This window comes from Aliiruegeria sabulilitoris (assembly GCF_001558155.1).
Taxonomy (GTDB): domain Bacteria; phylum Pseudomonadota; class Alphaproteobacteria; order Rhodobacterales; family Rhodobacteraceae; genus Tropicimonas; species Tropicimonas sabulilitoris.
The window spans coordinates 375,692-397,665 of record NZ_LOAS01000001.1; the positions used below are offsets into that span (position 1 = coordinate 375,692).

General features: G+C 62.9%; 18 protein-coding genes. 10 read left to right on the forward strand and 8 right to left on the reverse strand.

Annotated elements, in window-relative coordinates; all coding sequences use genetic code 11:
* Position 1: 1 nt before the first annotated feature.
* Genes AX756_RS01715 through AX756_RS01725 form a run of 3 tightly spaced genes read right to left on the reverse strand, consistent with a single transcriptional unit; the run spans position 2 to position 4,397 of the window.
* Positions 2-1,642, reverse strand: coding sequence for a GSCFA domain-containing protein (locus tag AX756_RS01715; RefSeq protein ID WP_068307776.1), 1,641 nt, complete (start codon positions 1,640-1,642; stop codon positions 2-4).
* A 30-nt stretch (positions 1,643-1,672) separates the two neighbouring features.
* Positions 1,673-3,127, reverse strand: a complete 1,455-nt coding sequence (locus AX756_RS01720) for a class I adenylate-forming enzyme family protein (protein ID WP_068307777.1) — start codon at positions 3,125-3,127, stop codon at positions 1,673-1,675.
* 4 nt (positions 3,128-3,131) lie between these two features.
* On the reverse strand, positions 3,132-4,397 hold the full coding sequence (locus AX756_RS01725) for a type III PLP-dependent enzyme domain-containing protein (RefSeq protein WP_068307779.1): 1,266 nt from the start codon (positions 4,395-4,397) through the stop codon (positions 3,132-3,134).
* Between the two features lie 110 nt (positions 4,398-4,507).
* On the opposite strand from AX756_RS01725, the gene AX756_RS01730 reads away from it, so the two are divergent.
* Positions 4,508-4,753 carry an acyl carrier protein gene (locus AX756_RS01730; RefSeq protein ID WP_068307781.1) on the forward strand — a complete coding sequence of 82 codons (246 nt, stop codon included), beginning with the start codon at positions 4,508-4,510 and terminating at the stop codon, positions 4,751-4,753.
* 366 nt (positions 4,754-5,119) lie between these two features.
* Here the strand turns inward: AX756_RS01730 and AX756_RS01735 are convergent, their stop codons facing one another.
* Together AX756_RS01735 and ahcY are read right to left on the reverse strand one after the other, a co-directional pair.
* Positions 5,120-5,461 carry a DUF2853 family protein gene (locus tag AX756_RS01735; protein WP_068307782.1) on the reverse strand — a complete coding sequence of 114 codons (342 nt, stop codon included), beginning with the start codon at positions 5,459-5,461 and terminating at the stop codon, positions 5,120-5,122.
* Positions 5,462-5,665: 204 nt separating this feature from the next.
* Entirely contained in the window at positions 5,666-7,054 is a 1,389-nt protein-coding gene (gene ahcY, locus AX756_RS01740) for an adenosylhomocysteinase (RefSeq protein ID WP_068307783.1), read from the reverse strand.
* Between the two features lie 191 nt (positions 7,055-7,245).
* Here ahcY and AX756_RS01745 point away from each other — a divergent pair, with 191 nt between their 5' ends.
* Together AX756_RS01745 and AX756_RS01750 are read left to right on the forward strand one after the other, a co-directional pair.
* Positions 7,246-7,842, forward strand: a complete 597-nt coding sequence (locus tag AX756_RS01745) for an HD domain-containing protein (protein WP_068308163.1) — start codon at positions 7,246-7,248, stop codon at positions 7,840-7,842.
* A gap of 47 nt (positions 7,843-7,889) precedes the next feature.
* Positions 7,890-8,462 carry a hypothetical protein gene (locus AX756_RS01750; protein WP_068307785.1) on the forward strand — a complete coding sequence of 191 codons (573 nt, stop codon included), beginning with the start codon at positions 7,890-7,892 and terminating at the stop codon, positions 8,460-8,462.
* 11 nt (positions 8,463-8,473) lie between these two features.
* Here AX756_RS01750 and AX756_RS01755 read toward each other — a convergent pair whose 3' ends face one another.
* From AX756_RS01755 to AX756_RS01765, 3 genes are all read right to left on the reverse strand, one after another.
* Entirely contained in the window at positions 8,474-8,845 is a 372-nt protein-coding gene (locus AX756_RS01755; RefSeq protein ID WP_156461356.1) for a hypothetical protein, read from the reverse strand.
* Between the two features lie 25 nt (positions 8,846-8,870).
* Positions 8,871-9,425: an ActR/PrrA/RegA family redox response regulator transcription factor gene (locus AX756_RS01760; RefSeq protein WP_068307788.1), complete on the reverse strand. Its 555-nt coding sequence runs from the start codon at positions 9,423-9,425 to the stop codon at positions 8,871-8,873.
* Positions 9,426-9,545: 120 nt separating this feature from the next.
* On the reverse strand, positions 9,546-10,166 hold the full coding sequence (locus AX756_RS01765; protein WP_068307790.1) for an SCO family protein: 621 nt from the start codon (positions 10,164-10,166) through the stop codon (positions 9,546-9,548).
* Between the two features lie 93 nt (positions 10,167-10,259).
* Here AX756_RS01765 and regB point away from each other — a divergent pair, with 93 nt between their 5' ends.
* From regB to addA, 7 genes are all read left to right on the forward strand, one after another.
* Positions 10,260-11,660: a sensor histidine kinase RegB gene (regB, locus tag AX756_RS01770; RefSeq protein WP_068307792.1), complete on the forward strand. Its 1,401-nt coding sequence runs from the start codon at positions 10,260-10,262 to the stop codon at positions 11,658-11,660.
* An 80-nt stretch (positions 11,661-11,740) separates the two neighbouring features.
* Positions 11,741-13,321, forward strand: coding sequence for a PAS-domain containing protein (locus tag AX756_RS01775; RefSeq protein ID WP_068307794.1), 1,581 nt, complete (start codon positions 11,741-11,743; stop codon positions 13,319-13,321).
* A 53-nt stretch (positions 13,322-13,374) separates the two neighbouring features.
* On the forward strand, positions 13,375-13,902 hold the full coding sequence (gene tsaE, locus AX756_RS01780) for a tRNA (adenosine(37)-N6)-threonylcarbamoyltransferase complex ATPase subunit type 1 TsaE (protein ID WP_068307798.1): 528 nt from the start codon (positions 13,375-13,377) through the stop codon (positions 13,900-13,902).
* Entirely contained in the window at positions 13,886-14,908 is a 1,023-nt protein-coding gene (locus AX756_RS01785) for an aminoglycoside phosphotransferase family protein (RefSeq protein WP_068307800.1), read from the forward strand. The genes tsaE and AX756_RS01785 overlap by 17 nt, the downstream gene beginning before the upstream one ends.
* Positions 14,884-15,582 (forward strand): nucleotidyltransferase family protein, encoded by a 699-nt coding sequence (locus AX756_RS01790; protein WP_068307802.1) that lies wholly within the window; start codon positions 14,884-14,886, stop codon positions 15,580-15,582. The genes AX756_RS01785 and AX756_RS01790 overlap by 25 nt, the downstream gene beginning before the upstream one ends.
* Positions 15,575-18,541, forward strand: coding sequence for a double-strand break repair protein AddB (gene addB, locus AX756_RS01795; protein ID WP_068307804.1), 2,967 nt, complete (start codon positions 15,575-15,577; stop codon positions 18,539-18,541). The genes AX756_RS01790 and addB overlap by 8 nt, the downstream gene beginning before the upstream one ends.
* On the forward strand, positions 18,538-21,930 hold the full coding sequence (addA, locus tag AX756_RS01800) for a double-strand break repair helicase AddA (protein ID WP_068307807.1): 3,393 nt from the start codon (positions 18,538-18,540) through the stop codon (positions 21,928-21,930). Before addB ends, addA begins: the two co-directional genes overlap by 4 nt.
* Positions 21,931-21,974: the final 44 nt, after the last annotated feature.

Consider the following 21,974-nt stretch of genomic DNA (forward strand, 5'->3'; position numbering starts at 1 on the left):
ATCACACCGCCCTGCCCAGTCTCTGTTCCCGGGCGACGAGGTTGTTGAGGGTGTTCTCGGCCGAGGCCATGTATTTGAATTCCCCGGCGCATAGCTCTCTCAGAAAAGCGATTGCCTGCGGCGCATCCGTCTTGGTCAGCGCGCGGGCATAGAGCCAGACGAAACGATCATCCGCCAGCTTGCCCGTCTCCAGCATCTCCCCAAGCTCGTTCACCACGCGCTGCGGATCGCTCCCGAGCAGCTCCTTGTAGGTGTCGTGGATGCGGATCAATTCGTCACGCGGAAGCTGCGGCGCGGAGGGCTCCGGCGCGGCGGCGATGGCGGGCGCGGCAGTGGCAGCACGTTCCTTCAGCACCGCGAGCCGCTCGGGATCGTTTCCGCGTTCCTCGGCAATCGCAACGATCTCGGCTGCCAGTTCAGGGCGCTTGCACCGCAATGCCGCGCTGACCGCCGTCGACCAGAGCGAATAAGTGCCGAATTTCTCCGACCGCGCCGCGCGCATATAATAGGGCAGCGCCGCTTCGTGCCGGTCATGGGCCGCGAATGTCTGGGCGCGCACCACGTCGAGCCCGGCGCTGTCGCCATAGGTCTCGTCATGCTTCTCCACCGCCGCGAGCGCCTTGTCCGGATCGCCCGCCGAGTTGTGATCGGCCACGAGCCCACGCGCGGCAATGATGCTCTGCACCTCGCTCGGCCCCTGCATCGCCTCCAGCATATTGGCAACGGCCCGATCCATCACCGGTTGCTGGACGTGATTGAAGGTGTTCTCGTGATAGGAGTACCGCCGGTCGCTCAGCAGGCAGTATTCATAGGCCGGAAAATACCAGCAATCCTCGTGTTCGCGGACGAATTGCTCTGCCGCTGCGCGCTGGATTGCTTGGCTCGCCATGTTGGAAACAAGCGCATCCTCGGCACCATAGGTCGCCGGCTGCGCCACCGCAGAGACGGCAAACACAAGCACCGGCTTCTTGCCCGGCCGCGCCATGACGTGATCATAGACACGCTGAAGGGAGGCATAGGCATCTTCGAAATCGAAGCAGTGGAATTCGAACCGGCCCGGCATCTGTTCGCTGACCCGTTTCGGAACCATGCCATTCAGGTAGATCTGCTGTTCGCAATCATACCAGCATTCGATACTGCCCAGCGTGATGATCACAACATCTGCCTCGTTGGCCCCCGAATAGGCACCGCAATAGGCCCGGCGCAGGAACTCCGCCTGCTCCTGCTTGTGCGCAAAGGACCAGCCGATTTGCAGGTCGCTATATTCGCCCTCGAACTCCACCAGGCTCGGCACGCCGAAATCCGCCTCCGGCTGTACCGCCCAGCGCATCTCGTTCAACAGCGTGTCGGTGTTGAACTTGTTGAACCACTTGGCGATCTGGCCGGGCGGCGAGGGCATGGGGGTATCTTCGGAACTCGACAACACCGGAAGACCGCCAAAAGCCAACGCGCGCTCAATGTTGCGCGCAAAACAGGAGCCGCCGACGAAGAAACTGGCCTCCGGCGCGATCTCCGCTCCCGCCCGCATGCGCGGCTGGGCAAACGGCAGAATGCGGGCGCGGCCCTTCTTGGGCGAGGCGTATTGGCGAAGCTTGTTGCGCGAGGTGATACGGTGGACCGTCTCGACATCGAGTTTCTGCATGCGTCTCTCCTGCTTGCCCCGCCGGATCCTCTAGCCGGTCTTCCTGCCCAGGGCGCGGTAATCGATTTTCCCGGCGGCGGTGGTCGGCAATGCCTCGGTGATCACGAATTCCCGCGGCTGCAGGTATTTCGTCATCTCCCGCTTGGCAAATCGCTTCACGTCGCGCGGCTCCGTGCCGGGTTTTACCACGCAATGGGCAATGATCTTGTTACCAAGAAGGCGATGAGGTTCCGAAATCACGGCAACATTTGTCAACAGGCCGGAGCCGCGCAGCGCCTTTTCCACCTCGTCGAGATTGATGCCGACATCGAGCGACTTGATCTGTCGGTCCATTCGGCCCGTCAGGTGTATGCGCCCTGCCCCGTCGATCACGCCCAGATCGCCGGTCGCCACGCCCATCGCGTCCTCGGGCAGCGCATGGCCGTTCTCCCCTGCCCGCCGGCGTGCGGACGTGCTGCGCTCGGCGTCTGCGAAATAGCCATGGAACATGCCCGGCCCGAAATGCACAAGCTCGCCCTCCTCTTCCGGGGCGAGCAGGCGGCCATCGGGGGCGCAGGCGGCGACCGTGACCGACGGAATGGCCCGGCCAATGCTCTCGGGAGCTTCGGCTTGCAGGGCTGGCGTCAGGCAGGCGGTCCGGAATGTCTCGGTCAGCCCGTAATTGAGCCAGGCCGTCGCCTTGGGGAAGGTTTCGCCCACCGCTTCCAGAAGCTCCGGAGAGAACCGGGAGCCGGTAGAGGTCAGCCGGCGAATGGAGCCGATATCCGTGCGCGCGATGTCGGAGACGCCAAACAGCAGGTTGGCAAAGAAAGAGGGCACCCCGGCTACCAGCGTCGGCCGGGCACTGCCGATGGCCTCACAGACGGCGGCGGCGCTCTGGGTTTCCGGCAGAACCAACGTCTTTCCAAGGGTCAGGCAACTCAGCAACTGCCCCCAGCCATAGTCATGCGACCAAGGCACCGGACAGAGAATACGTTCTTCTTCGGCATAGCCTTGGTAAGCTGCCACTCGGCGCGCGCCGTCGAGCAGGGTCGTGGCTTTCTGCTCGACACCTTTCGGCACGCCGGTCGAGCCGGAGGTGAAGACGACGGAACCGATTTCCGACGCCTTGGCGGCGCCGTTCAATATGGTTTCACCCGGCGCCGGGGCCGATTCCAAAACATCCTCCGTCAGGATCAAACCCGGATCGAGCCGCGCGATCACCTCGGCGCGCCGTTCGGCCAGCACATTGGGCGACAGAAAGGCCGGAATGGCGCCAAGCGACCAGATCGCGGGGACGGCGGCCGCAACCGCGACCGAATTCGGCGCGGAGATCAGCACATGGCGACCGGGCTCCACCCCTTCGGCGGAGAACATGCGCGCCATGGCGGCGGCACGTCGGGAAAGCGTATCGAAACTCTCGGAATGACCCGCGACATGGATCGCCTCCCGTTCGGGATAGCACGCGGCGATCTGCTCAAAGACGGCAAGTGGCGTGGCCTGCATCGGCTCACTCCCTTCCCGGCAATATGGCATCGGCGGTGGCGCGGCGAGTCGTGGTGATGTCCTGCAATGTCTCGCCGGTCCACAAATATTCCCACGCCGCCGGATGGCTGATGAATCCGTCCGGACTGGCCGTCAGCCCGTAGGCGCCGGACATCAGCACCGCGATGCGGTCGCCCTTGTGTAGCGGCGGCAGGGTAATGCGGCGGGCCAATGTGTCGATGGAGGTGCAGAGCGGGCCGGCCAGCAGGTATTCCTCCGCCTCGCCCTCCGACGGGCCGAGCCGGTGGATGGGCCAGTTCTTCTGAAAGACGGACCCCATCATGCCGCAAGCCGCCAGATGGGTGTTGAAACCCGCATCGCAGACGGCGACCTGAAGTCCGCGGCTTTCCTTGCGGCTCAGGCAAGACGTGATCAAAGCACCGCAGGGTCCGACAACCCAACGGCCAATCTCGAGCACCTTCTGCGCATCGGCCAGCAAAGGATTGGAAGCGATTTCCGCCAGTGCTGGCGCGAGCCCGGCGCGGACCGCCACGACATCCAGCGCTTCCTGCCCGTCGTGATAGGGAAGGCCAAAACCGGCACCGAAGATCAGCTTGCGAACCGGCGCACCGCTGACCGACGCGGCCTCGGCGAAGAGCCGCGCCATGTTGGTGATGTTCTCGATGATCGCTTCGGCCTGAACGCAGTTGGAGCCCGCATAGATGTGAAAGCCGGCCAGATCGAGGCTGGGCAGGGACTGGATACGGGCAATCACCTGCGCCGCCTGCCCCTCGTCCACACCGAACTGGCTGGGCTTTTTCGACATGGAGGCGCCGAAGCCCTTGGGGATGGAATCGGGGTTAATGCGCAGCAGGATCCGCTGCCGCATGCCCTTTCCCGCTGCAATGGCCGCGACGCTCTCGATTTCGTCCAGCGCCTCCACAACAAGCTCGCCACCGGATCCCACGAACCGCTCCAGCTCGCTGTCGCGCTTGCCCGGCCCCGAATAGCTGATCTGTTCCGGGGACAGCCCCGCCTCGATGGCGCGCACGACCTCGAAGAAAGAGGAGGCGTCCAGATGGCCAGTGACAGCCGCAATACGGCGCAGGATCTCGGGGTTCGGGTTGGACTTCACGGCATAGCTGATGGTGAATTCATCGCCGAAAAGACCGGTCAACTCCGCCAAGCGCCTCTCCAGCGCGGGCGCATCATAGATGTAGCAAGGTGTTGGCAGGTTGGGAGTTTCCTCGACAATCGTCTCGAGGTGGGACAGGAGGCTGCGCGTCTGCAAGTTGTGTCCATTGACCGCTGGAAAAAAGCACTGCAAACAGCCTACAGACCGATGGCAGGCCGTGCAATCTTCGCCTTCCTGCCCGTTGCGTATCGTCGGAAAGGAAGACAATGGCCGATACAGCTCAACTGGCTGAGAAGATCCTCGAATTTCTGCGGGACGAGATCGACGATGAAGATGTCGCGCTCGATGCCCAGACCGCCCTGTTTTCCGATGGGTTGATCGACAGCTTCGCCATGGCCGGCCTGATCGAGTTCCTCGAAGAGGAGACGGGCAAGACGATTGCGCAATCCGAAGTCGTTCTGGAAAACTTCGACAGCGTCGAAAAGATCGTCGCCTTTCTCAGCCAGGACTGATTGCTGTACGGATTTCGGCAAGACAATATCCGGGTGAGGAAACACGGCCCGAAACCAATTGTTTGGCCCGCCTTTCAAACGAACCGCCCAGAGGGCATCACTTTCATTCGCCGGATCTGCATTCGACCATGCTTGCAACTGCCCGATTGGGGCCGTCGGAACGCGAGTTTTCGGACCTGAAAATGAAAATGGAGGGCCCCACCCCGGAACCCTCCATTACCCCACGTGCCTCAGTTGCACCACACGCTCGGAATGTATGTCCGGGGTCATCCTTGACCCGCAAGACATAGCTACCCGACGGGATGATTCCTTGCAAACATCTAGTATCGCGCATTTTTCTCAAATTTCGCGACAATGCATCTTGCTTCAGCCGTAGACGGATTCCTTGCCGAAATGCTTGACCAGCAGGTAATAGAACACGGCGCGATACTTGTTGCGCTCGCCCGAGCCGTAGGTTTCGATCGCTTTTGCGATACCCGCGCCAAGGTCGGGTCCATCGGCGAGGCCAAGCTTCTTGATGAGGAAATTGTTCTTGACCGTTTCCAGCTCGCTTTCCTGGCTGGAAGCCACGGTCGAGGAATCTGCGTTGTAGATTGACGGGCCGCAGCCGATGGTCACCTTGGTCAGGAGGTCCATATCGGGCTCCATTCCGCATTTGTTTTTCAGATCATCCGCGTATTTGGCGATCAACTCGTCGCGTTTGCTCATGGCCTTCCTCCCGGTCGTGACATTTTACAATAATGGACAGACGGTTTTCCGCCTTCCCAGCACGTTAATCGTCCGACCTCACGAAACAAGTCCAAATCCGCGGCAAGCCCGAGCGGTTCTGCAACGGTATGACGGGAACCAGCATCTTAAAAACAAAACGCCCCGCTCGAAGGCGGGGCGTTTGAAACCATGGAAGCGGATCCGTCAGTAGCGGTAATGTTCCGGCTTGAACGGCCCTTCGACGGTCACGCCGATATAATCCGCCTGGTCAGGGCTGAGCTCGGACAGGCGAACACCGATCCGGTCCAGATGCAGGCGGGCGACCTTTTCGTCGAGATGCTTCGGCAGGATGATGACCTCGTTGCCATAGCTCTCGGCGTTCTGCCACAGCTCCATCTGCGCCAGCACCTGGTTTGTGAATGAAGCGGACATGACAAAGGACGGGTGGCCGGTGGCGTTGCCGAGGTTCAGCAAACGGCCTTCGGAGAGCAGGATCATGCGATTGCCATTCGGCATCTCGATCATGTCCACCTGGTCCTTGATGTTGGTCCATTTCAGGTTCTTCAGCGAAGCCACCTGAATCTCGTTGTCGAAATGGCCGATATTGCCGACGATCGCCATGTCCTTCATCTCGCGCATATGCTCGAGGCGAATGACATCCTTGTTGCCGGTGGTGGTGATGAAGATATCGGCGGTGGAAACCGCATCTTCGAGCCGGACCACTTCGAAACCATCCATCGCCGCCTGTAGCGCACAGATCGGGTCGATCTCGGTCACCTTCACCCGGGCGCCGGCGCCGCGCAGCGAAGCGGACGAACCCTTGCCCACATCGCCATAACCGCAGACGACGGCGGTTTTTCCGGCCATCATCGTATCGGTTGCACGGCGGATGCCGTCGACAAGCGATTCCTTGCAGCCATACTTGTTGTCGAATTTCGACTTGGTGACGGAGTCGTTCACGTTGATCGCCGGGAAGGGCAGTTGGCCCTTCTTGTGCAGGTCATAGAGACGGTGAACGCCGGTGGTGGTTTCTTCGGAAACACCCTTGATCTGGTCGCGCATCTTGGTGAACCAGCCGGGGCTTGCAGCCATCCGCTTGCGGATCTGGTTGAAGATGACCTCTTCTTCCTCGGAACCGGGCACGCCCAGGACGTCTTCGCCAGCCTCGGCACGTGCGCCAAGCAGAACGTAGAGCGTGGCGTCGCCGCCATCGTCCAGGATCAGGTTCGGCCCTTCGGAGAACTGGAAGGAGCGGTCGAGGTAGTCCCAATGCTCCTCAAGCGACTGGCCCTTGACCGCGAAGACGGGAACACCGCCAGCGGCAATCGCGGCGGCGGCGTGGTCCTGCGTGGAGAAGATGTTGCACGAGGCCCAGCGAACATCGGCGCCAAGCTCGACTAGCGTCTCGATCAGGACGGCGGTCTGGATGGTCATGTGCAGCGAGCCGACAATCCGCGCACCGGAAAGCGGCTTCTTCGCGCCATATTCGGAGCGCAACGCCATCAGGCCGGGCATTTCGGTCTCGGCGATATCCAGCTCCTTGCGGCCGAACTCGGCCAGAGAGATGTCCTTGACGATATAGTCCTGCGCCATGCCGCGCTCCTTGCAAATACGAATTGGTTTGAGCGGTCACATAGCCTTGGTGGGCTTCTGCGGCAAGGGTGGACGGGAGATTCCGCCGATCCCCGGGGGATCTGCGGGTCCGACCGATCTCGGGGCTACACATCGCGCGGAGTTTTCGATACGCAGCCGGAACAAAGCCGCAACACCCAAGGATGTGCTTCATGGCCAAAGCTCCCCGCGCATGGCAACGCATGTTGTCCGGCAGACGTCTGGATCTGCTGGACCCGACGCCGATGGATATCGAGATCGAGGATATTGCCCACGGGCTGGCTTTCGTGGCGCGCTGGAACGGCCAGACAAAGGGCGATTTTGCCTATTCGGTGGCCGAGCATTCCGTGCTGGTGGAAGCGATCTTCGGCCGGCTGGTGACCGATGCGCCGGCCAAATGGCGGCTGGCGGCCCTGCTGCACGATGCTCCGGAATACGTGATCGGCGACATGATCTCGCCGGTGAAGGCCGCAATCGGCGCGAATTACGGTGCATTGGACGAACGGTTGACGGCGGCGATTCATATCCGTTTCGGACTGCCCGCGCAGATCCCCGTCACGGTGAAAAAGAAGATCAAAAAGGCGGACCGGATCAGCGCATGGCTGGAAGCGACTCAGTTGGCCGGGTTCTCGATTGCCGAATCCAACAAGTTTTTCGGCAAGCCGGACCCGGCAATCATCGACGGGCTGGTGCTGCATCTGCGCCCGCCGGTCGAAACGCGGGAGGCTTTCACGCAACGACATAAAGAGCTTCTCGACAGCATCGCGTGACGATGCCAACCTGACGCCATCGGGTGGAGCAACGGGGAAGTCGAAACATGAAATCTATCATTGGGTTGGTCGCCCCGCTGGTCTTGTGCGCGGCGACCGCGCAGGCGGATCACGACTGGTGCCGGACACTGTTCGAAAACACGCCTGACATCGCGGACTCGGCCCTGGAGGTCGAGCGAACCGAGTATGACGCACCCGGCCTTGGGTTTGGAATGCGCTTTGACTACCCGGACCCGGAGGCGCTGTCCGTATTCTTCTTCGATGCAGACGCTTCGGAGGTCGACGAAGCGCTCGCCGAGAAGTATTTCTTTGTCGGCGCACAGGATGTTCTGCGGGTGAACAAGTCGCTTGGTCACCGGCCAAAGGACAAGCCGAGATTCGAGCGCATCGAACGCGGTGACACGGCGGAAACTGTCGTTTTTCGGATGGATCTCTACACCGAGAGCGATACCCAACCCTTTATCAACAATTTCCTGACCGTTCATGCCTGGGGCGACTGTCTGGTGAAGATGCGCCTGACCGGGACGGAATCGGACATGCAAGCCGCCGCGCAACGCGCCAGCGATGTTTTCGACAGGCTCATGGAGAGTTTGCCACCATTGGCCGGAAACGCTGAATAGCCCCTGCGCCGTCAGGCCGTGCAGGTTCGTCCCGCCCGCTCGGCCCCACGTTGCCAGCCGACGAAAGCGGCCGGATCATAGGCGCGCGGTTCGAAATACAGCGTAGTGCCATCCTTCCAACGCGCCTCCCGCAACCCGGAGCAGGCCGCGCTGACCGAAACCGGCCCCGCGCCCATCAGCTTGGACATCGCGGTGATGACCCCGGGCTCGGCGCGATTGAAATCGATCTCCTGTCCGGTCGTGCCGGCATTGATCCCGTCCTGCGTGAAGACGGGTTCAGCCACTGGAGACCGGTATTCTGAAACCGAAGGCCCTGATTGCGGCGTGCCGGACATGCAGCCGGTGAGCAGCAAAAAACCGGCCACGAGGGCCGGTTTTCGCATTTTCGTCATCCGGTCTGTCATCGCCTCAGCGCGGGCTGCGCTTGGCGAGAATCCGCTGCAGCGTCCGGCGATGCATGTTGAGCCGCCGCGCCGTCTCGGAGACGTTGCGGTCGCACAGCTCGTAGACCCGCTGGATATGCTCCCAGCGCACGCGGTCGGCCGACATCGGGTTTTCCGGCGGCGGCGGCAGCGCATCGCCATTGGCCAGAAGCGCCGCGGTCACGTCATTCGCATCGGCGGGCTTAGACAGGTAATCCGTCGCGCCAATCTTGACCGCCGCGACGGCGGTGGCGATGGCGCCATACCCCGTCAGCACGACAATGCGTGCGTCGGGGCGTTTTTCCCGAATGGTTTCAACCACGTCGAGGCCATTTCCGTCTTCCAGACGAAGATCGACAACCGCGTAGGCCGGCGGACGGGCCGTCGCAACGGCCTTGCCGGCCGCGACCGACTGGGCCATCTCCGGCTCGAAACCACGTTTCTCCATGGCACGGGCCAGACGGCGCAGGAATGGCTCGTCGTCGTCAACGATCAGAAGCGACTTGTCCTCGCCGATATCCTGCAGTTCGCGCTCCACCATCGGCAGCCTCCGGCTTTAACCTTTGAGTTCTTGTTGTTCGACCGGACACTAGTGTCACGACGCCGCAGCGTCAAACAGTTGCGCGACGGAAGTGGCGTCTTTGCAACGCAAAACACTGTTTCACAGCTTTTCGAGGAAGCACTGAACCTTGTCGGCCAGCTGGTCCGGCGTCAGTTCGCGCCGGAAATATTCAAGGAACCCGGTCTCCGGAAGCACCAGGTAGGTAAAGGTCGAGTGATCGATCAGGTAATACTCGTCCTCGGGATCGCGGATGCTGAAATAGGTCCGGTAGGCTTTCGACGCCGCGCGGATCTGCTCCTCCGATCCTGTCAGCCCGAGCATGTCCGGATGGATGTTGTAAGTGAAGTCGTTCATCGACTGCGCGTCATCCCGGCCATAATCCACCGACACGAAGATCGGTTGCACGTCGAGACCGCGCTCCTTCAGGATATCCACGGCTTCAGCATTGCGCACCGTGTCCATCGGGCAGACATCGGGGCAATAGGTATAGCCGAAATATAGCAGCGACGGCCGGGTGAAGATTTCCTTGTCAGTCACCGTCTCGCCGGTTTCGCTCACCAGCTCCAGCGGCCCGCCAATTCCCCCGGGTCCGGCGGCCACCGCGCCGGAACGGCATTCGGCGAACGCGTCCTTTTCGCCGGTCATCACGAACGCGGTCATCCCACCGAGCACGGCTATCACCGTCGCGCCGGCCAGTATGGCAATGGTGCTGGTCTTCATCGTCTCAACTCCGGATTCGAACCCGTTTGCCGATACCCCAGCGTCTCGCTATCAAAGGCGCACGCAACGCCTTGTCGAGACACAGGAGCACAAATGGCTGAACCTTCCTTCCCGGTTTTCGACGGAATGTCGAGAAGCCATTGGGTAAGATTGCGCACCATGATCGTTCTGCGATGGGTTGCCATCGCGGGGCAACTCACCACCATCGTGATCGCACTGAGCGTCTATCGGCTTCAACTCGAGCTTGGGCTTTGCCTTCTGGCAATCGGCGTGGCGATCGTGGCGAACCTGCTGGCCGTGTTCGTCTATCCACAGAACAAGCGCCTGTCGGAACACGAAACCTTCCTGACATTGCTGTTCGACCTCTCGCAGCTGGCCTTCCTGCTCTACCTGACCGGGGGGCTGAACAACCCGTTTGCCCTTCTGGTTCTGGCTCCTGTGACGATTGCCGCGACCACCCTGAGGCTGCATTACACGTCCGTTCTGGCCGGCGCCGCCATCCTGTTCATCACGCTGATCGGGTTTTTCTACCTGCCCTTGCGGACCGAAAGCGGGACGCTGCTGAGCATTCCCGACATTTTCCGCTTCGGTTTCTGGATTTCCATCGTGGTCGGCATCGGGTTCATGGCGCTCTATGCCCGGCGCGTGGCGAACGAGGTTCATTCAATGTCGGATGCGCTGGTCGCGACGCAAATGGCGCTGGCACGCGAGCAGAAGCTGACCGATCTCGGCGGTGTCGTGGCAGCGGCGGCGCATGAGCTGGGAACCCCGCTGGCCACGATCAAGCTGGTGAGCGCGGAGCTGATCGAGGAACTCGAAGATGACGAGATCTTGCGCCAGGATGCCGAACTGATCCGGGATCAGGCCGATCGCTGCCGCGACATCCTGCGTTCCATGGGACGGGCCGGCAAGGACGATCTGCACATGCGCCAGGCGCCGCTGGACACGATCATCCGCGAAGCAGCCGAGCCGCATGGCGACCGTGGCAAGACGCTTCATTTCGAGGTTTCGCCGGGCCCCGGAGGTGGGAGCAGGCAGCCCTCCGTTCACAGGCGGCCGGAGATCATCCACGGGTTGCGGAACCTCGTGCAGAATGCCGTCGACTTCTCGCGGGAAAATGTGTGGGTGGATGCCCGCTGGACGCCCAGGCAGATCATCATCCGGATTGCCGATGACGGCCACGGTTTCCCGCCGCAGGCCCTCGGCCGGATTGGCGACCCCTTCATGCGGATCCGAAAATCCTCGGCCGAGCGTGCCAAGCGGCCTGAATACGAAGGCATGGGGCTCGGCCTGTTCATTGCCAAGACCCTGCTGGAGCGCTCCGGTGGAACCCTGACCTTTTCCAACGGATCCGATCCGTTCCTGACCGAAGCCGAGCGGCCGGAGCGCAGCGGCGCTATTATCGAGGTCGCCTGGAACCGGGACGACATTGCAGCGGACGATTCCGATACAAGCGAAGGCCTGGGAGAAAATCTGCCGTTCCGGGTGGGGTGAGCCGCTATCCTTAACGAGAGGTTAACTATTGATCTCATAAGAGTAGATCGACCGAAACCCAGGCAGAAGGCTTTCACTTGATGCAGCAGATCGACCTGACTCTTGGTCTTGTCATGGTTGTATCGTCCCTGGGAACGGCCATGCTGGCCCTGATCGTGATCTCCTACTTTCAGCCCAGCCGGAAGATCTCCTGGAGCCCCATAGAGACACTCGACGAAGAGGTCGTCTTTCTCTTTCAGGACAAGGTCCTTGTAGATGCCAGCCCGGGCGCACGCGCATTGCTTGAAACCGGGCCGGATTTCCTGGCGGACTGGCCACGCTTTCTGGCCGTTCTGGAGCACCGTTTCGCGGAATTCAACGACAGGATCGGAACCCTGGCCGAAAGCCAGTATTTCGTGATCCACGGCCCGACCGGCGAAGCGCTCGAGGCGGAGTGGCGGGGCGGCCTGGCGCGCATCGTCATAAAGGCAAACCCCCATTCCGACTCGAGTTCGAGCGAGAGCTTGAGAAATGCCATCTCCGGCGGAGAGATCGACACCTTGCAGAAGGTCGTGGATCTCGCGCCCATGCTCGGCTGGAAGGAAGACGCCGCCGGTCAGGTACGCTGGGCCAATGGCGCCTATGTCGATCTCGCCGAGCGGTCGCTTGGAGAGGACGAAACGATCAGCTGGCCACTGCCCCGCATCTTTGATCATCGAGCTTGCGGCATGGAAAAGGCGCGGTCCCCGAAACGGATGTCGATAGAACTGCCGGGATCGGAAAAAGCGTGGTTCGACTGCTATTTCGAGCCCGTCGGCGAGGAAACGCTGGGTTTTGCCTTGCCGGCTGACGCGCTTGTGCGGGCGGAGACGTCCCTGCACGAGTTCGTTCAGACGCTGACCAAGACATTCGCGCATCTGCCAACAGGCCTCGCCGTGTTCGACCGCGAGCGCCGCCTCGCCTTGTTCAATCCGGCCCTCGCGGACCTGTCCGCACTTGAGCCGCAATTTCTCAGCGCGAGGCCGACCTTGTTCGAATTCCTGGACAAGCTTCGGCAAAAGCAACGCGCGCCAGAGCCCAAGGATTTCGGACAGTGGCGCCAGCAAATCGTGGATCTGGAAAGCGCGGCAGCGTCCGGAACCTATCAGGAAACCTGGTCACTCCCGACCGGCGAGACCTATCGCGTCACCGGCAGGCCGCATCCCGACGGCGCGATTGCGTTCCTGTTCGAAGACATCAGCGATGAAATGACCCTGACGCGCCAGTTTCGCGCCGAGCTTGAGCTCGGACAAGCGGTGCTCGATGGCGTAGAGGAAGCCATTGCCGTGTTCTCCGCATCCGGCACTCTCGTTCAGTTCAACACCGCCTACTGCAACCTGTGGGACCACGATCCTAACGCCATGCTCGGCGATACCGGCATCATCGAGGCCACGCGACTGTGGCAGAATTCCTGCGCGCCGAGCCCTGCCTGGGGCGATCTGCGGGATTTCGTCGGCGCAACACATGAACGGGCCGAATGGACCGTCCAGATCCGGCGTACGAATGGCTTGCTTATGGATTGCCGCTTCGTGCCTCTGATCGGGCATAATACGCTGGTTTCCTTCTCGATCGTGAACGAAGCCTCCGGAAACGACGACGCGCCGCCAAAGATCTGGACACGCATGCCCGTCGCGCTGCGCTGATCGCGGCCCCCATTGCGGCTTGCAGGCATGGGGCAGAACGCTAGTCTGCGCCCATGAACGGGCAAAGCCAGATATCCCTGTACGAATGCACCATCGACCTTCCCGATGCGGAAGCGACGGCGCAGCTTGGCGCGCATCTGGCCCGGCTCCTGGAACCGGGCGACTGCCTGTTGTTGTCCGGCCCGATCGGTGCCGGCAAAAGCCACCTTGCCCGTTCCGCCATACGATGCCTGATGGAAGAAAACGGTGAGGCGGCCGAAGATATTCCTTCACCAACCTATACGCTCGTCCAAACCTACCCGGCGGGCGATACCGAGCTTTGGCACGCGGATCTTTACCGTCTTGCCGACCCATCGGAGGTGATGGAACTTGGCCTGGACGAGGGGTTTGAAACCGGGATCTGTTTTGTCGAGTGGCCCGACAGGCTTGGCCCGGACGCACCGGGAGATGCGCTCGACATCGAACTTTCGGAACAGGGGCAAGGTCGGCGCGTCGTTCTGCGTGGACCGGCGCTGCGTTGGAAGGACAGGCTCATGCGGGTGGAGAAAGCAGTGAAGGGTCCCGATGACACGACAGGCTGATCGACACCGCTTCCTGTCCTCCTGCGGATGGGGCGCGGCCGGCGCCCAACCGCTGGCCGGGGACGCTTCCGCCCGCAGCTATCTTCGCCTGAGTGACCCTTCGCTGGGGACCGCGGTGTTGATGGATGCACCTCCCGCAACCGGCGAGGATATCCGCCCTTTTTGCTGGATCGCACGCTTCCTCGCCGATAGCGGGCTGTCGGCTCCCCAGATCCTCGCCGAAGACCCCGAACTTGGATTTCTGCTGCTCGAAGATTTCGGCGACGCCCTTTTTGCGCGCCTCATCGAAGACGATTCCGCGCGGGAAACCGGTCTCTATGAAGCCGCCGTCGATGTGCTTGTCGAACTGCACCGCCACGCGCCACCCACCGGCCTTCCAACGCTGGGACCACGGGAAATGTCGCAGGCTGTCGGTCTCGTGCTGAGCTGTTATGCGGCGGGCGCCGGGAAAACCGTTCCAGCCGACGCGTCGCAAACCCTCGGCCGACTTCTCCGTCCGCATCTCGACAGGCTCGCTCAAACGCCGCCGGTTCTGGCCTTGCGCGATTTTCACGCCGAGAACCTGCTCTGGCTTCCCGACCGGCAGGGCGCGCGGCGGGTGGGCTTGCTGGATTTCCAGGACGCCTTTGCCGGCCATCCGGCTTACGACCTGATCTCGCTGCTCGAAGATGCCCGACGCGATGTCTCGGAACCCGCCCGGAAGGCCGCGCTTGCCCGCTTCAGTGAACTGGGAGGCCTCCCGCCGGAGGAACTTGCGCTGGCTTGCGCCACGCTGGGCGCCCAAAGGAACTTGCGAATCCTCGGCGTTTTCGCACGGCTTTGCATGCAGTTTGGCAAGGCGCATTACATTGAGTTGATCCCGCGCGTCTGGTCCCATCTGCAACGTGACCTGACCCATCCTTCGCTTGCCGATATCGCGGATTTCGTGTCTGAGACCCTTCCCGCGCCCAGCGAAGAAGTGCTCCAATCCATCAGGGAGAAATGCGGAACATGCCCGACGCCGTGATACTCTTTGCCGCCGGGTTCGGAACCCGGATGGGCAGCCTGACCGCAAACCGTCCCAAGCCACTGCTGGAAGTTTCCGGGCGGCCACTGCTCGACCATGCGCTGGCATTGACCGACGCGGCGGGCGTGCCGCGCAAGGTCGTCAACACGCATTACCATTCCGATCAAATCGAAGACCATCTCTCCGAACGCTCCGACGTGGCCGTTTCAAGGGAACTCCCCGATATTCTGGAAACCGGTGGCGGCCTGCGCAAGGCCCTGCCACTGCTTGGCTGCAACCCCGTCTTCACCCTTAACACGGATGCGGTCTGGACCGGTGCGAACCCGCTCGCTGCCCTGCGTGCCGCCTGGGATCCCGACAGGATGGATGCCCTTCTGATGCTGGTCGCGCCGGAAAATGCGCGGGGTCACAGCGGCGCGGGCGATTTTCGGGCGGGACCGGACGGACGCCTGCAGCGTGGACCCGGCGCGATCTACACCGGGGCGCAGATCCTGCGGACGGAAGGGCTGCACGAAATCGGACAGGACGCGTTTTCGCTCAACCTGCTCTGGGACCGGATGCTGGAAGCCGGGCGGCTGTTCGGCCTGCTGCATGATGGAAACTGGTGCGATGTTGGCCGCCCGGAAGGGATCGCCACCGCCGAGCGGATGCTGAACGGACAGACCGATGGATGAACGCGGCAGACTCTTCGCCGTCGGACTGGGGCAGGACTACCCCAAAGCGCTCGTTTCCGGGTTGGCCGCGCGGTTTCCGGAAAGCGACCCGACCGCCTGGGCGCGCTGCACGATTTATGTGAATAGCGGCCGGATGCTGCGCCGCATTCGCGACGAGTTCGATGCCGGCCCGCCGCGCCTGCTGCCGAAGCTGCGTCTTCTGTCGGAGCTCTCGGACGCGGGAGATTTTCCCGAGATCCCGCAGGCGCTCAAGCCGCTGGAGTTGAAACTCGACCTGGCCGAGCTGTTGATGAGCCTGATCGAGACCAACCCGGAGCTTGCGCCGCGCTCTGCCGTGTTCGACCTGGCCGAAAGCCTCGCCGCGCTGCTGGACGAGATGCATGGCGAGGGCGTTGGGCCCGAAGCACTCGCCGCGCTGGATGTCGGCGGTTTTGCCCGGCATTGGGAGCAGGGCCGCGCGATTGTCGAAGCCGCCTTCACCTATTTCGGCGACAGCTCGGATCGCCTCGCCGGCTCGGAAGCCCGCAGGCGGCTGATCGTGAAGGCGCTTTCGGAGCGCTGGAAACACAGCCCGCCGAAGGGAACCATCCTCATTGCAGGCTCGACCGGCTCGCGGGGCGCGACGCGGATGCTGATGGAGGCTGTCGCGCGGCTCCCCAACGGGCATGTTGTCCTGCCCGGCTTCGATTTCGATCAGCCACCAGCTGTCTGGACAGCGCTGGAGCGGGGCATTCCCGCCGAGGATCATCCGCAATATCGCTTCAGGGTCCTGATGGATGCGTTGGAACTTGCGCCGGACGAGGTCATCCCTTGGGACAAGACCCCGCCCATGGTGCCGGAACGCAATCGCCTGCTGTCGCTTGCGCTGCGCCCGGCGCCCGTGACCGACCAGTGGCGGAATGAAGGGCGACGCCTGACCGAGCTGACCGAGGCAACCGCCGGCATGACCCTTGTCGAAGCGCCACACCAGCGAGCGGAAGCCGGAGCGATCGCCCTGCGCCTGCGCAAGGCAGTCGAGGATGGGCAGAAAGCGGCCCTGATCAGCCCGGATCGTATGCTCACTCGTCGCGTGACCGCCGCGCTTCAACGTTGGGAAATAGAGCCCGATGACAGCGCCGGCGAACCGTTGCATCAGGCCGCGCCCGGCCGCTTCCTGCGCCATGTCGCGCAATTGCTCGAAACGGCGCCGGAACTGCCCCAATTGCTCGTCCTGCTCAAGCACCCGATCACGGCGTCGTCCAAGGAAATACGTGGGCCGCACCTGCGCTGGACGCGAGAATTGGAGCTGTATCTGCGGGGCAAGGGCACCAGCCATCCCGACGCGGAGAAATTGCGCGGCTTCGCCGAGGATCAGAAGGTCAAAGATGGGCGCGAGAATTGGGCCGAATGGCTCGCCGGTCTGCTGGCCTCGGTCCCGCGCGGCAAGGCGGGAAGCCTCTCCGACCACGTCGCCCATCATCTTGATCTGGCAGAAAGGCTGGCCACAGGATTTGGTGGAGAGGATACCGGCAAGCTCTGGACGAAGGATGCCGGCGAGACGGCGGCCAGCGCCATGCAGGCGCTGCGCGATGCCGGCGACCGGGGCGGGGCGATGACCGCCCGCGATTATACGACACTTCTGCATGGTCACCTGTCGGGCTTCAACGTGCTGGACCCGGTGCGCCCCCACCCCAACGTCATGATATGGGGCACGCTGGAGGCGCGGGTCGGCGGTGCCGATCTGGTCATTCTGGCCGGGCTGACCGATGGCACCTGGCCCGACCTGCCAGCGCCCGATACATGGCTCAACCGGCCGATGCGGCGGGAGGCAGGCTTGCTCAGCCCGGAACGCCGGATCGGCCTGTCGGCGCATGACTTTCAACAAGCCATCGCGGCACGCGAGGTGATGCTCACCCGGCCGGAGCGCGACGAGGAAGCAGAAACCGTTCCTTCACGCTGGCTCAACCGGCTTACCAACCTGCTCGGCGGGCTTGGCCCGGAGGGGGCAGAGGCGCTTTCGGGGATGCAAGCGCGCGGGCAAAGCTGGCTTCGCGGCGCGTCCGCGCTCGAACAACCCGATGTAGCCCTGCCCCGCGCACCGCGTCCCTCCCCCTGCCCGCCTGTCGCTGTGCGCCCGCGCCAACTGGCCGTTACGCGGATCACGCAACTGATCCGCGACCCCTACGCCGTCTATGCCCGCCACATCCTGCGGCTGCGAAAGCTGAACCCGCTAGCGCCGGAACCCGATGCGCGGATGCGCGGCATCGCATTGCATGAGATCATGGAGAAATTCGTGGTCGCGCGCGAAACCTGGCATGGCGACCGGGACGCTGCCCGGCAGTGCCTGTCCGGTATCGCGCGCGAGGAGCTTGCCCGAGCGACGCCGGTACTGTCCATGCAGGCGCTCTGGCATGCCCGGCTCATGGCCGTGGCGGATCGGATCATCGACGGAGAATTTGCCCGCCTTGAGGAAGGCGAACCGGCGTTGACCGAAGACTGGGGGCGGCTGGATCTGTCCGATCTCGATTTCACACTGATCGCGCGGCCCGATCGGATCGACCGGCTGCAAGGTGGCGGCTACGCGGTGTATGACTACAAATCCGGCCAACCGCCCTCGAAGGACATGGTGCTGCATTTCGAGAAACAGCTCCCGCTGGAAGCGGCGATGCTTGAGCAGGACGGGTTCACGGCTCTACCCAAGGCGCCGGTTGAAAAGCTGGGCTATATCGCCATCGGCGCCAGCGGGCAGGACCGTCCGCTCGATATCGACACGCAGGAGGGGCGCCTTGCCGATGTCACGCTGGACGGGCTGCGGGAGTTGATCACACGCTATCGGGACCGCGAGCAGGGCTATAGCTCGATCCGCGCCGCGCAGCTGACCAATTTCGCGGGCGATTACGATCACCTCGCACGGTACGGAGAATGGGATCTGACCAGCGAAGTCGAACGGATCATGGTCGGGCCGGAGGAGACGTCATGAGCGGTTTCGACGAGGCGACGCAGCAGCAGATCGAAGCCGCGAACCCGCGTGCTTCGACCTGGCTTTCGGCCAATGCCGGATCGGGCAAGACGCGGGTGCTGACAGACCGCGTGGCGCTGCTGCTCTTGGGCGATGTGCCGCCGCAGAACATCCTCTGCCTGACCTATACAAAGGCCGCGGCCTCGGAGATGCAGAACCGCCTGTTCAAGCGGCTCGGCGAGTGGGCGATGCTGGAAGACGTGGACCTGCGCACGGCGCTCGGCAAGCTGGGTGTACCGGTTGCGCTCGACGCGGAGACGCTCTCCAAGGCGCGGCGTCTCTTTGCCGGTGCCATCGAGACCCCGGGCGGGTTGAAGATTCAGACGATCCACTCCTTCTGTGCCGGGATCCTCCGCCGCTTCCCGCTGGAGGCTTCCGTCAGCCCCGGGTTCTCCGAGATGGACGACCAGGCCGCCGCCCGGCTCCAGGTGCAGGTTCTGGACCATGTCGCCGCGCAGGAACCGGAGCTTTTTGCCGAGATGGCCGCCCTTGTGAGCGATGCGGACATGACCGGGCTGGCAGCTCAGCTTTCCTCCAGCCGCGAGCAGTTCAAGGAACCGCCCGATTGGAGTCGCACGCTGCGCACCGTCGGTCTGCCCGAAGGGTTCTCACCGGAAAGCACTCTGGCTGAAATCGCCGCCGCGCTGGAAGACCCGGCGATGGAGCAGGTGGCCGATCTGCTTTCCGCCCAATCCAAGACCATGCAGGAATTCGCCATCGAATTGCGCAACCTGCGCGCAACCGGGCTCGACGCGGAGGCATTCACCCTGCTGGTGAAGCGCTTCCTCTATGCGTCCGGCGACAACATGAACCAGCCGAAGCCCTCGGTTCTGACCAAGAACGCGCGCAGAGACCTCGGACCGCTGGAAGAGGATGTCGATGCTCTGGCCGAAACTGTGGCGGCGGCGAAACAGGCCTTCATGGCGCATGACGTGGCGCTGAAATCGCACATCCTGCACCGCTTCGCGGCCGCCTTCTTGCCAGAATACGCCCGGCAGAAGGACCTTGGCGGCTGGCTCGATTTCGATGACCAGATCCAGAAGGCCGAGGCGCTTCTGGCCCGCGAGGGCGTGGCCGAATGGGTGCTCTACAAGCTCGACGGCGGCATCGACCACATCCTTGTCGACGAGGCGCAGGACACCAGCCCCCTGCAATGGCGGGTGATCGAGCACCTGACGCGCGAATTTACCGCCGGAACGGGCGTGTCGGAAGCAGGCGAGCGCTCGATCTTCGTCGTGGGCGACCTGAAACAGTCGATCTATTCCTTCCAGGGGGCCGATCCGACCGGGTTTATCAACATGCGCCAGGCTTTCGCCGAAAAGCTCACGCATATCGACCTGACCCTGCAGCAACTGGAGCTGAAATACTCCTTCCGATCCTCGGGGGAGATCCTGAGCACGGTGGATGTGACCTTTGGCGCGGACAACACCCATGGCATGGGCGGCGCGGTGAGTCATTTGGCCTTCAAGACCGGTCTTCCCGGTCGCGTGGATCTCTGGCCGGTGATCGAGCCGAAGCCCAAACCCGAAAAGCGGGAATGGTACGACCCTGTCGACATGGTCAGCGACGAACATCATGTCGTCGAACTGGCCCAGCATGTCGCCCGGCAAGCGCGGGAAATGGTGAACAGCGGGTTCTTGTGGGAAGAGCACGATGGCGGTTTCCATCCGCGCGCGATCCATGCGGGCGATATCCTGATCCTCGTGCAGGGGCGCGGCGGCGGCAGCAATGTCTCTCTGTTTCAAGAGATTATCGCGGCCTGCAAGGGGCAGGGACTCGATGTGGCGGGGGCCGATGTGCTCAAACTGGGCGAGGAGCTCGCAGTACGCGACATCCTCTCGGTGCTGGCTTTCCTTTCCATGCCGGAGGACGACCTTGCACTGGCCGAAGCGCTGCGTTCGCCGCTGTTCGGCTGGAGCGAAGCGGCGCTTTACGAGCTGGCGACGGAACGGGCTGAGAAGGAGTATCTCTGGGCCGCGCTACGCCGCCGGCAGAAGGAGTTTCCCGAAGCCTATGCAATCCTGCGCGATCTGCGCGATGTAGCAGACTACCTGCGCCCCTATGACCTGATCGAGCGGCTGCTGACGCGCCATGACGGGCGGCGACGGCTGATGGCGCGGCTGGGCGAGGAGGCCTCGGACGGCGTGGATGCGTTGCTGACGCAGGCGCTCGCCTTCGAACAGGCTGAGGCGACCAGCCTGACAGGGTTTCTGGCCCGGATGGAAGGGGCCGAGGTCGATGTGAAGCGGCGTGCCGAGGGGCGGGGGCGTAAACTTCGGGTGATGACCGTGCATGGCTCCAAGGGGCTGGAATCCCCCATCGTGATCCTGCCCGATTGCGGCAACCGACGGCAGTCGCGCGAGTTTCGCGGCGACCTGCTGCCCACCGATGGAGCACCGCTCTGGAACGTCGCCAAGGCACAGAGCCCGGAGCCGGTGAATGCCTTGCGACAAGCCGCCATCGACAAGCGTGCCGAGGAATCCCAACGCTTGCTTTACGTGGCGATGACACGGGCGGAGCAATGGCTGATCGTGGCTGCGGCAGGCGATCTCGGAAAAGCCGGGGATAGCTGGTACGAGCAGGTTCGCGCCGGGCTCGAGGAAGCCGGGGCCGGGGCGCAGGATTTCCCGGCGGGCCAGGGGCTGCGGTTGCAGGCCGCGGCATGGGATAGCGCTTGTCGCCCCGACGGGATGGACGGCGAAAGCCAACAAACCGCCGTATTGCCGGTCTGGGCCAACAACATGGCCGCCCCTCCGATCCGGGTAGAGGGGACATTGTCTCCTTCCGATCTCGGCGGCGCCAAGATCGTTTTCGGCGACTCCGAGGGTCTGTCCGAGGAGGAGGCCAAGCTGCATGGCACCCGGATCCACCTCTTGCTGGAGCAATTGCCGAATTTCGCGGCGGGAAGCTGGCCGGATGCGGTCAAGTCCATACTCGGACCGGACGTGTTGGAAGCCGAGACAACCGGATTGCTCGAGGAGGCGGGCCATATCCTCGAAAACGAGGCTCTGGAGTTCCTGTTCAGCGAAGACACGTTGGCGGAAGTCGACATTTCCGCCAGCCTTTCCGAGTTGGCCGGACGCCGCGTTCATGGCGCCATCGACCGGCTCGTTATCCGTCCGGACTCGGTTCTGGCCGTCGATTTCAAGACCAATGCCAAGGAACCCGTCACGGCGAGCGAAACCCCGGAGGGGTTATTGCGGCAGATGGGCGCCTATGCGGCGGCGTTGAAACAGGTTTTTCCGGGGCGGCGGGTCGAGTGCGCGATCCTCTGGACGCGCAGCGGCCGCCTGATGCCACTGCCCGACGAAATGCTGCACGCTGCCGTGAGCAGAGCTGCCTTGCCTTGACGCTTCGAGGGGCGCTCCTTACGTTCCGCTGCAACGCCTGATGC

Coding starts and splice junctions, on each gene's coding strand:
- AX756_RS01715 (WP_068307776.1), bottom strand. CDS start 1,642: ATGCAGAAACTCGATGTCGAGACGGTCCACCGTATCACCTCGCGCAAC.
- AX756_RS01720 (WP_068307777.1), bottom strand. CDS start 3,127: ATGCAGGCCACGCCACTTGCCGTCTTTGAGCAGATCGCCGCGTGCTAT.
- AX756_RS01730 (WP_068307781.1), top strand. CDS start 4,508: ATGGCCGATACAGCTCAACTGGCTGAGAAGATCCTCGAATTTCTGCGG.
- AX756_RS01735 (WP_068307782.1), bottom strand. CDS start 5,461: ATGAGCAAACGCGACGAGTTGATCGCCAAATACGCGGATGATCTGAAA.
- ahcY (WP_068307783.1), bottom strand. CDS start 7,054: ATGGCGCAGGACTATATCGTCAAGGACATCTCTCTGGCCGAGTTCGGC.
- AX756_RS01745 (WP_068308163.1), top strand. CDS start 7,246: ATGGCCAAAGCTCCCCGCGCATGGCAACGCATGTTGTCCGGCAGACGT.
- AX756_RS01750 (WP_068307785.1), top strand. CDS start 7,890: ATGAAATCTATCATTGGGTTGGTCGCCCCGCTGGTCTTGTGCGCGGCG.
- AX756_RS01755 (WP_156461356.1), bottom strand. CDS start 8,845: ATGCGAAAACCGGCCCTCGTGGCCGGTTTTTTGCTGCTCACCGGCTGC.
- AX756_RS01760 (WP_068307788.1), bottom strand. CDS start 9,425: ATGGTGGAGCGCGAACTGCAGGATATCGGCGAGGACAAGTCGCTTCTG.
- AX756_RS01765 (WP_068307790.1), bottom strand. CDS start 10,166: ATGAAGACCAGCACCATTGCCATACTGGCCGGCGCGACGGTGATAGCC.
- regB (WP_068307792.1), top strand. CDS start 10,260: ATGGCTGAACCTTCCTTCCCGGTTTTCGACGGAATGTCGAGAAGCCAT.
- AX756_RS01775 (WP_068307794.1), top strand. CDS start 11,741: ATGCAGCAGATCGACCTGACTCTTGGTCTTGTCATGGTTGTATCGTCC.
- tsaE (WP_068307798.1), top strand. CDS start 13,375: ATGAACGGGCAAAGCCAGATATCCCTGTACGAATGCACCATCGACCTT.
- AX756_RS01785 (WP_068307800.1), top strand. CDS start 13,886: ATGACACGACAGGCTGATCGACACCGCTTCCTGTCCTCCTGCGGATGG.
- AX756_RS01790 (WP_068307802.1), top strand. CDS start 14,884: ATGCGGAACATGCCCGACGCCGTGATACTCTTTGCCGCCGGGTTCGGA.
- addB (WP_068307804.1), top strand. CDS start 15,575: ATGGATGAACGCGGCAGACTCTTCGCCGTCGGACTGGGGCAGGACTAC.
- addA (WP_068307807.1), top strand. CDS start 18,538: ATGAGCGGTTTCGACGAGGCGACGCAGCAGCAGATCGAAGCCGCGAAC.